Raw genomic sequence first — 9,977 nt, forward strand, 5'->3', positions numbered from 1 at the left:
CTATACGGACGGCTTCCTGCACCAGAAAGCATTTGTAGTCGATGACACTTTGGCTGCTGTCGGAACAACCAATCTAGACAACCGGTCATTTCGATTGAACTTCGAGGCGATGGCCCTGTTTTTCGATACCCGAGCGGCCGATGCTGTAGCCGCGATGCTTGAAAAAGACTTTGCTTCAAGCTACGAGCTCACCCGCTTTTTGGCCCAGCAACCGGCCCATATTCGGTATGGTGCCCCGCTCGCAAGATTGTTTGCCCCGATTCTTTAACTCGGAAACCAATCCTTGAATACGCGCGTCATCAGGGCCACCAAAAACGCAGTAGAAAGGCCAAATGCAAGAAGGCCGGTAACTGACGCAAAAGCCCCGAAAATCCGCAACCCCTCGCCCAGCACAATGTCGCCGTAGCCCAGTGTAGTGAACGTTACCAAAGAAAAGTAGAGTGCCGAATTCCAATCCGGCAACACATCCCGCAAAACCCAGACGACGGCCCAAATCCAGACCTGCAATGTATGGGTTAGAATGATAAACGCTAATGCGACGCTGATCGGACCTGCTGTAACATAGATAGGGTTCTTGTGCCCCCATTTGGCCACAAGCTTACGAATGACTAACGCACACCAAGTCAGCAACATAATTTCAATCAGGAAACAAACCCCCAAATACAGGCTGCCCCAAAATATCTGCTGCGATAGCGTCATAAAATCCGTTCCCTGTTTTGATTGTGGGTTTTTGCCACAGGATGGGCGCAGATTAAACATTGGACAACCCTATACACGGATTGAAACTGCGGCGAATGGCGCCCATCCTTGTTCAGCACTGGACAGCGGTCGTTCGGGTTGCACATTCTGGTTTGTGCAACAAGAGACATAAAATGCTGCTAAAGCTGGATCATGTGAGGAAGACCTACCCCGGCGGGCGCCCTGTTTTGAACGATGTGTCGCTCACGCTAGAACATGGGCAAACGCTGGCTCTGACTGGTGAAAGCGGAAGCGGCAAAAGCACCCTTCTACATCTGGCGGCAGCGCTTGACGAATTCGATGCCGGGGAAATCACGTTGAACGGAATTCAGCTTTCAAATCTAAATGATGCCGGCAGGGCCGCGCTACGACGTGAGAGCTTGTCACTGGTTTTTCAACAATTCAATTTAATACCGTCCATTACGGTTGCCCAAAACCTTGCAATTCATGCACGGTTGGCCGATCGGCATGACCCTGACTGGATAGATCATTTGGTCCGCAGGTTGGGTTTGTCTGACTTTCTCACCCGATACCCCGAAAATTTGTCTGGCGGGCAGCAACAGCGGGTTGCTATCGGACGAGCTATGGCATCCAAGCCTGCATTGCTGTTGGCGGACGAACCCACAGGAAACCTCGACGAAACCGCGTCAGGAGTTGTTCTGGACTTGATGCTTGCCCTAGTGGCAGACACGGGCACAGCTTTGTTGCTAGTGACGCACTCACTTGAGATTGCGGCACGCTTGGATCGCCGAGCGCATCTCGTCGGCGGTCGGATCACATGAACGGTCAGGTCATACAGGTCTTGGTGTCTCATTGGCGGAGGCATCTGCTGCAAACAATCACCTTGTTGATTGGTATTTCACTGGCAACAGCGCTTTGGTCCGCGGTACAGGCTATCAACGCCGAGGCCAAAGCCAGCTATGCAAGGGCCAGCGACCAGCTTGCCCTTGGTCAGTTTGACGAAATTCGCGACCCCTCCGGCAACATGCAACTTTCGCATTATGTTGACCTTCGGCGAGCTGGCTGGCAGGTCTCCGCAGTTCTGGACGGTTCCATGCGCGTCGGCGGACGTTACGTTCAGGTGATGGGCGTTGACATGGTGTCCGCCCCGCCCCTGCCCGCCATAACTCAGGTCGAAAACGTTCCCTCGCCGCCAGAACCGGTGGACCTTTTGACCGCACCCGGTCGCCTGCTGATAGCACCCGAATTACAGGACGTATTTGAGGACCAGGACGGCTTTCCACCTGTGATTGTAAGCGATGCGTTGCCACCAGGTTATGTTTTGACGGATATCGGCGTAGCCGAACGCCTGCTAAATCGCAGCGGGCAAGTTTCTCGACTTTTAGTTCTGCCAGAACAACCTTTAGGGGTTATTCCTCTGTCAGAGCTTGCCCCGGATCTGGTGCGCGTTGTCCCCTCTGCACAGATGGACACAGCGCAGCTTACCGATAGCTTTCACCTTAACCTTTCAGCTTTTGGCCTGCTTTCATTTGCCGTCGGGCTTTTCATTGTCCACAGCACGGTTGGCCTCGCCTTTGCCCAGCGACGAGGGATGATCAGAACGCTTAGAGCACTGGGCGTACCAATGCAGCGTCTTGTACAGATCGTGCTGGGCGAGTTGGTGCTAATATCTGTTGTCGGCGGCAGCATTGGATTGGTTCTAGGTTTTTTTATCGCCGGGGCTCTTTTGCCTGACGTTGCCGCAACGCTCCGCGGGCTTTATGGGGCCCCGGTCGAAGGGCAGCTAACCCTGCGAACCGCGTGGGCTCTGAGCGGTTTGGCGATGGCAGTTGGCGGCACATTGATAGCCAGTGGTCAGTCCCTTTGGAGGCTGTACAAAATGCCACTCCTGGAAGGACCCGGACGTCAATCCTGGCTTGGCAGCACAATTTCGTGGCGGATAACAGCGTTGGTTGGCGGGGCGCTTATGGCTGGCGGTACAATCCTGTTTGCGACTGTCGGAGGATTAATCGCAGGGTTTACCATGCTGGCCGGCCTTCTTACTGGCGCAGCGTTACTGCTGCCACTGGCCTTGTCCTCGACGGTGGCATTGGTTTCAGCAAGAACACGAGGACCTGTCGCTCAATGGGTTTGGGCCGATATGCGAACTCAGCTTCCCGGATTATCGCTTGCTTTGATGGCACTGATGTTGGCGCTGGCGGCCAATATTGGGGTCGGCACTATGGTTTCGAGCTTTCGTCTGACCTTTGTCGGCTGGCTGGATCAGCGACTGGTTTCCGAGTTGTACTTAACGACCAACGACGAGGAACAAGCGAAACGGATCAATGAGTGGCTTGCGTCCCAGGTAGACGCCATTCTACCTATTCGCAGCATCGAATTGCCTCACGAGACAGGTGCACTTTTCTTGTACGGAGTCGTCGATGACCCAGCATATCGTCAGCATTGGCCCCTGATTGCACAAACTTCGGACGCGTGGAGCCAAGTGATCCAGAACTCAGCTGTACTTATCAACGAACAGTTGGCACGTCGCAGCGATCTTTGGCCGGGCGAAAAGTTGCGGCTGACCCCTAACCATATCTTGCCCATAGCTGGCGTCTATTCCGATTATGGCAACCCTACTGGCCAGGCAATTGTGTCGATGTCGCTCTTTGAAGAAGTCGCTCCTAATGCTAGAGCAAACCGTTTCGGCATCCGAACAAAACCAGAAGGAGCAGCCGAATTAGCACTTGCATTGCGGCAACAATTTAACCTGCCACCCAATGCGGTAGTTCAACAAGCGGAAATGAAAAACCAATCGCTGGCGATCTTTGAAAAAACGTTTCTGATAACTTCGGCCTTGAACGTACTTACTTTGGGGGTCGCCGGGTTCGCTATCCTGACAAGCTTACTGACCCTATGGACGCAGCGCCTTCCACAAGTTGCGCCGGTCTGGGCCTTGGGGCTTACCCGTACAGAACTATCCCGGCTTGAGCTTTTACGAAGCGTTTTATTGGCAACCCTAACTGCATGCATGGCATTACCTTTGGGGTTGGCGCTGGCTTGGATTCTTTTGGCGGTCATTAATGTCGAGGCTTTTGGCTGGCGCTTGCCTATGTATTTGTTTCCTACCGACTGGCTGCGATTATTCACGCTTACAATTCTAGCCGCTGCATTAGCGGCCGCTCTCCCGTCCCTCCGCCTGATCCGTATGCGCCCTGCCGAGTTGCTACAGGTTTTTGCCAATGAACGTTAAAGCCTTTCTGCTGTTTTTGTTGTTTCCATTCAGCACCATGGCGCAGGGGTATGCTGGACTTGGAGGTTCCGCTGAAGGGTTCAATGTGCCCCAGCGCGGGTACGAATTGGAATTCCCGCGGGATCACGGCCCACATCCGGAATATCGTATCGAGTGGTGGTACATGACCGCCAATCTCATAGGTGCGGATGGAAAGGAATACGGCATTCAATGGACCCTATTCCGATCCGCTTTGCGGCCATTTGAGAGCAATGGCTGGCAAAACCCGCAACTCTGGATGGGCCATGCTGCAATCACCACCCCCGACGCTCACTTCTTCGCAGAGCGGCTTTCACGCGGCGGCATCGGGCAAGCTGGCGTCGAATCTCATCCCTTTGAAGCGTGGATAGACGAATGGTACATGCGGGGCGACGATTTCGACACGTTAAGCTTGGCTGCAAGCGGCACCGAATTCAGCTATAATCTGTCAATGAGTGCCACTGGCCCCCTGATTTTCCACGGCGATCAGGGCTATTCGGTAAAGTCCGCCGACGGGCAGGCCAGCTACTATTATTCCCAACCTTCGTTTGACGTTCAAGGTGTCTTACAGCTGCCTTCAGGGGACGTGCCAGTGAAAGGTGAAGGTTGGTTGGATCGCGAGTGGTCTTCTCAACCGCTGTCTTCGGATCAGATCGGATGGGACTGGTTTTCACTTAGCTTTGATAGTGGACAGAAGTTAATGGCCTTCAAATTGCGCGGCGTGCAACAAGACTTCACTTCCGCCACATGGATTGAGTCTGATGGTCACAGTGAGGCTCTGCCGAACGGGGTAATGCAATTTAACCCATTGAAAATAAGTCAGGTGGCTGGTCGAGACGTTCCAACAAGTTGGCGTTTGATTCTACCGGACCGCGGCTTGGATATCGAAGTCAGCGCGCAGACACCCAACGCGTGGATGGGTACGCGGTTTGAATATTGGGAAGGTCCCGTACGTGTCTCCGGCACCCACTCAGGCCGCGGGTATTTGGAGATGACAGGCTACTAGAAACGCGCCGGTTCAAAATCTTCTCTCTAGCAAAGGTAAAGACTTTGCAAAAAGGTTGGACCCCGAGCAAACGCATTTGGCGCGGATCCCGCTATCGCACAACGTAAACAGAAACGGACGAGTGTCGTACCACCCGCGCCGCGTTTGGCCCCAATAGGTAATCCTTGAAATCCGGTTTATGTGCACCAATCACAATCAAATCGCTTCCAGCACCATCGGCCGTTTTTAGTATTTCCTGATACGCGGTTCCGGTTGCAACCACATGGCGTATTTTGGCGTTTCGTTCTTCGCCCACTGTCTTTGCACACAAAGCCACCAATTGATTGTGTGCATCCTCCACAGCCTTTTCATGAAAATTGGGCTCAAAAAAGGTCGACACCCAGCTTTCTCCAAAATCCGGCAGTACAGTTACTACATCCAGGGCAGCACTTTCGGAATCAGCAAGCGCCGCGGCCTTTTCCAGAACATGCGCATCCTGATCACCATTACTAATGTCTACGGCACAAAGAACAGATTTCGTCATGCAGGCACCTCTTGTCTTGCCGCTCGACCGCGTTGCAGAAAGGCGATCAGACCCAACAGGATCATAGCGGGAATGTAGATCAATTGTTTGGGCGGCTGGCTTGAAGGCAAGCTGACCGAAGTCAATCGCACCGCTTCGTCTCCGTAGTAGTCGAAGATATCCAAATCATCGGCGACTGGTGATCCGAACATTGGCTCTTCCAACTTAACAAGCCCGTCCTCGGCCAGAAGTAAAAGACCCATCGCTTCAACACGCGCGGCGCCACCCTCTTCGCTACCGACGGGGACAACTACAGTAGTGTCCGTCATTTCCAGCGTATCGAAATCCGGTCCACTGACAACCATCCGTACCTCGGTTCCCGGCGGCGTATCGCCAATCGCTTTGACGAATGCCGAAGGTTCAACAGATGTAAAAGGCGGAGAGATTCTATCCATAAAGTAATCGGGCCTGAACAATGCGAAAGCCACGAAAATCAAGGCAACACTTTCGTAAATGCGACTGTGGGTCAGGAAGTATCCCATTGTGCCCGCAGTAAACACAAGGATGGCAATCGTCGCGAAAACGGCAACGATGATCCCTTCTACCCAAGTCACGTCAATCAACAGTAAGTCGGTGTTGAAAATAAACACAAATGGCAACGCCACGGTACGCAGGCTGTAGAAGAAAGCAGTGAAGCCGGTTTTTATCGCGTCCCCACCAGATACAGCCGCTGCGGCAAAACTTGCCAAACCGACAGGAGGCGTAACATCCGCCATTATACCAAAATAGAAGACGAAAAGATGAACCGCGATAAGCGGTACGATCAGACCACTCTGAGCACCCAATTCGACGACCACGCCAGCCATAAGCGAGCTGACAACGATATAGTTAGCAGTAGTCGGCAGACCCATGCCAAGTATCAAGCTTAGGATACCGACCATTACTAGCATCAAGATGAGGTTACCGCCGGAAAGAAACTCGACCAAATCAGCCATCACCTGACCGACACCCGTCAACGTCACGGTGCCAACAATTACGCCAGCAGTGGCAGTGGCGAGCGCGATACCAATCATGTTCCGCGCACCATCTATAAGACCCTGCCACAGGTCAGCGACACCGTCGATAAAGGAATTATAAAGGTCACTTTGCCCCCGGAAAATTGCCTTTAGCGGTTTCTGCGTCAGCAGGATCACAAACAGCAACGCAGTAGCCCAGAACGCGGATAGGCCCGGCGATTTCTGTTCGATCATCAGGAAGTAGACTAGAACGATGATTGGCAAAAGATAGTGCAAGCCAGCCTTGTAAATGTCAGCAACGACGGGGAGTTGCACCTCTTTAGCATTTGGATCATCGGGCTCTAGGTCTGGAACTTGTGCCGCCAAATAAAGCAACGCCACATAAACAGCGCAAACTATCACGCTCAGTATCAAACCCGCCGCCGATGGGGCCCAACTTGATACAGCATCGACTGGGAATTGAGAACCGTAGCAAAGCCCTGCAAAAACGATGAAGAATGACAGCATTCCGACAACTGTCCTTGCCAGGTGAACATCTCGATCACCCAGTGTCGGCATGTTACGCTTCACTGCTTCCAAATGTACGATGTAAACCAGCGCAATGTAGGAAATTGCGGCAGGCAGAAAGGCGTGCGTAATCACCTCGACGTACGAAATCCCAACGTACTCCACCATTAGGAAAGCCGCTGCGCCCATCACAGGAGGCATGATCTGCCCGTTAACTGACGAGGCGACTTCGACCGATCCTGCCTGTTCGCTTGAAAAGCCGACACGCTTCATCAAGGGGATGGTGAAAGTTCCGGTCGTTACAACGTTGGCGATAGAAGAGCCTGAGATCAAGCCGGTCGCAGCAGAGCCAACAACCGCCGCCTTCGCGGGACCACCACGCAGATGGCCCAAAGCGCCAAATGCCATTTTGATGAAATAGTTCCCTGCCCCTGCCTTATCTAGTAAGGCACCAAACAGAACGAATAGGAAAACGAATTTCGTTGAAACACCCAAGGCGATCCCAAACACGCCTTCAGAGGTGATCCACATATGGCTCATCGCCTTTTTCAGGCTGGCGCCTTTCCACCGGATGACTTCCGGCACCCATTCAGAAGAGCCAAAGAAAACATAGGCCAGAAAAATCGTCGCGATGACTGCCATCGCCGGACCAAGCGCGCGACGGGCCGCCTCAAACAGAAGAAGCAATCCAACCAGCGCCACCCATTTATCTGTATCGTCCGCAAGACCGCCGGCATCTACGATTTTGCTGTAAAAGAAGTACCCGTAAAGGGCGACAAAGGTGCCCAACAACCCCATAATCCAATCTTGAACCGGAATATAATCTCGCGGGCTGGATTTTAACGCGGGATAGGCTGCGAAAGCCAAAAACATGGCAAACGCCAGATGGAATTGCCTTGCATTGTTTACGACGCTGCCGGGCAACACATAGTTTGCCAACGGCGAAGCCAAGACGACCTGAAAGATCGACCAAACCGCAGCCACTATTGCTAGAAATATTCCGACATTGCCTACCGGATTGCGCCCACCCGCGTCAGACGAGGCTACAAGATCCTGCAACTCTTCTTCGGATAAAGGGCGATTGGATTGTGTGTCGGAATTCATGCAATGTCTCCCCGTCGCGGCCTTTTCCGGCCTTCTGATGCACCCGTTTCACTCGGGTTTGGTACGGGGTGCCTCAAGGCACCCCGCATTAGGTCTGGTTTACTGAATCCAGCCTTTTTCTTTGTAGTACTTTTCAGCACCCGCGTGCAGCGGGGCCGACAGGCCGTCTGCAATCATTTCCTCGGGCTTGAGGTTAGCAAATGCCGGATGCAGCTTTTTGAAATCATCGAAGTTTTCGAAGACCGAGCTGACAACAGCATAAACCGCGTCTTCCGATACATCCGAGGACGTCACGAACGTCGCGCCTACACCGAACGTTGCAGTATCACCATCTGAACCGCGATACATTCCGCCGGGAATAGTTGCGGTACGATAGAAGGAATTGTCGTTGACCAGCTTGTCGACCGCACCGCCGGTAACGTTGACCAAAACCGAGTCACAAGCAGTCGTGGCTTCTTGGATCGAACCGGACGGGTGGCCAACAGTATAGACCATCGCGTCGATTTGGTTGTCACACAGGGCTGCAGACTGTTCTGCGGCTTTTAGTTCGGTCGCCAGCTCGAAATCATCGGTGGTCCAGCCCATTTCTCCCAGAAGAACCTCCATGGTACCGCGCTGACCGGAACCAGGGTTACCGATATTGACGCGCTTGCCCTTTAGGTCTTCAAAATTTGCGATGCCGGAATCCGCTCGCGCCACGACTGTAAAGGGTTCGGGGTGAACCGAGAAGACAGCACGAAGGTTTTCGAAGGGTCCGGCCTCTTCAAATTTCGAACTGCCATTGAATGCGTGGTACTGCCAGTCGGACTGCGCCACACCGAACTCCAATTCACCCTCGCGAATAGTGTTGATGTTGTAGACCGATCCACCGGTCGATTCGACCGAGCACCTCACTCCGTGCTCCTTACGCCCTTTGTTAACCAGACGGCAGATTGCGCCGCCAGTCGGGTAATACACCCCGGTAACACCGCCGGTGCCGATGGTGATGAATTCTTCGGCATAAGCCGCCGGCGCCATGAAAGCCGCCGTTACGACTGCGCCGAGACTGAGCTTGCTGCTGCGTTTCATTTAAAAACTCCCATTGTTTTTTGCGTTGGTGGAGGAAAGAGCGAAACACGCCCATCTTGTCCGAAGTGCGCTAACACAAATGTGGAGCCCACCAATAAGCGGAGTGAATTTTTGATTTCCCACAATCTACCAACATATTCGACGTTTCATTTCGAGATCACTCTTGTCAAGACCAGAGCCAAATTACTGACCTCTAAGTCTCAGATTTGACGGAAGACCGAAAAGTTTCCCCCTACCGAAACGTTATTGTGGGCCTTGCACCGATATTTCTATGCGGATCGTTCAATACATCCGAGCGGAAAAGAACACCTAAACCCCGACTGAGTTATTGATGGCAAGGAAAGAAGGGGTTTGGTCCAGCTTGACCAGACAACGGGCGTACGAATAAAATTCGAATACGTATCCAAGTGTATTTTGGAAACAAGCATATGAGTTCTGATCGCAAAGCATATTCCGCGTCTCGACAGTTTGCTCACGCTGACGACGCTCGAGCTTGGCTGGAACTAACAATTAGTGTGGCGCTGTATTTTGGCGCAATAACAGTAGGCATCCTAACCATAGGTAAATGGTGGCTCACGGTTCCGTCGGTGTTGATTGCAGCCGCAATGGGTCTTCGTGGGTGCTGTCAGACGAATTCGAACTCGTCTCTGGTAGACCAGTGAGGCTGTCCTTTATCCCGCGCCAAGTTCGCGCCACTCGTTAAGAGCAGCGCTACGTGTCAGCTTGAAGGTGTCTCGGCTGGTGAGCGATCTTTCCTGGTTGAAGTGGTTATAGACGGAAGAATGGACGGCGGCGAATTTCTGTAAACTTCGCATACGCCTGAAA

9 protein-coding genes and 1 pseudogene are annotated in these 9,977 nt (G+C 52.9%); 5 read left to right on the plus strand and 5 right to left on the minus strand.

The features are described from left to right. The coding region (locus AC2FNV_RS22490; protein ID WP_496774575.1) for a phospholipase D-like domain-containing protein at positions 1 to 268 on the plus strand (268 nt) is incomplete at its 5' end. Here AC2FNV_RS22490 and AC2FNV_RS22495 read toward each other — a convergent pair. Further along, positions 265 to 699: an ion channel gene (locus AC2FNV_RS22495; protein WP_170481992.1), complete on the minus strand. Its 435-nt coding sequence runs from the start codon at positions 697 to 699 to the stop codon at positions 265 to 267. The two genes, AC2FNV_RS22490 and AC2FNV_RS22495, sit on opposite strands and share 4 nt — an antisense overlap. 173 nt (positions 700 to 872) lie before the next feature. On the opposite strand from AC2FNV_RS22495, the gene AC2FNV_RS22500 reads away from it, so the two are divergent. The 3 genes from AC2FNV_RS22500 to AC2FNV_RS22510 are packed head-to-tail and all read left to right on the plus strand — an operon-like array spanning position 873 to position 4,955. Then, the gene (locus tag AC2FNV_RS22500; RefSeq protein ID WP_170608693.1) at positions 873 to 1,520 is read left to right on the plus strand and encodes an ABC transporter ATP-binding protein; all 648 of its coding nucleotides are present in this window, start codon (positions 873 to 875) and stop codon (positions 1,518 to 1,520) included. Next, positions 1,517 to 3,931 carry an ABC transporter permease gene (locus AC2FNV_RS22505; protein WP_170608684.1) on the plus strand — a complete coding sequence of 805 codons (2,415 nt, stop codon included), beginning with the start codon at positions 1,517 to 1,519 and terminating at the stop codon, positions 3,929 to 3,931. The genes AC2FNV_RS22500 and AC2FNV_RS22505 overlap by 4 nt, the downstream gene beginning before the upstream one ends. Continuing rightward, complete coding sequence (locus tag AC2FNV_RS22510; RefSeq protein ID WP_170608685.1) at positions 3,921 to 4,955, plus strand: lipocalin-like domain-containing protein; 1,035 nt, start codon at positions 3,921 to 3,923, stop codon at positions 4,953 to 4,955. The genes AC2FNV_RS22505 and AC2FNV_RS22510 overlap by 11 nt, the downstream gene beginning before the upstream one ends. Positions 4,956 to 5,046: 91 nt before the next feature. Here the strand turns inward: AC2FNV_RS22510 and AC2FNV_RS22515 are convergent, their stop codons facing one another. The 3 genes from AC2FNV_RS22515 to AC2FNV_RS22525 all read right to left on the minus strand — a co-directional run bounded on the left by AC2FNV_RS22515 (position 5,047) and on the right by AC2FNV_RS22525 (position 9,152). Then, positions 5,047 to 5,478 carry a universal stress protein gene (locus tag AC2FNV_RS22515; RefSeq protein WP_170608686.1) on the minus strand — a complete coding sequence of 144 codons (432 nt, stop codon included), beginning with the start codon at positions 5,476 to 5,478 and terminating at the stop codon, positions 5,047 to 5,049. Then, the gene (locus tag AC2FNV_RS22520) at positions 5,475 to 8,084 is read right to left on the minus strand and encodes a TRAP transporter permease (RefSeq protein WP_170608687.1); all 2,610 of its coding nucleotides are present in this window, start codon (positions 8,082 to 8,084) and stop codon (positions 5,475 to 5,477) included. Before AC2FNV_RS22520 ends, AC2FNV_RS22515 begins: the two co-directional genes overlap by 4 nt. 99 nt (positions 8,085 to 8,183) lie before the next feature. Continuing rightward, on the minus strand, positions 8,184 to 9,152 hold the full coding sequence (locus tag AC2FNV_RS22525; RefSeq protein WP_170608688.1) for a TAXI family TRAP transporter solute-binding subunit: 969 nt from the start codon (positions 9,150 to 9,152) through the stop codon (positions 8,184 to 8,186). Between the two features lie 428 nt (positions 9,153 to 9,580). Between AC2FNV_RS22525 and AC2FNV_RS22530 the strand changes: the two genes are divergently transcribed. After that, a complete protein-coding gene (locus AC2FNV_RS22530; protein ID WP_170608689.1) occupies positions 9,581 to 9,814 on the plus strand; it encodes a hypothetical protein in 234 nt (77 codons plus the stop codon). Between the two features lie 9 nt (positions 9,815 to 9,823). Here the strand turns inward: AC2FNV_RS22530 and AC2FNV_RS22535 are convergent. Continuing rightward, positions 9,824 to 9,977: pseudogene (locus AC2FNV_RS22535) on the minus strand (IS6 family transposase); the annotation flags it as partial.

This window comes from Ruegeria sp. BHSA163, assembly GCF_059613365.1.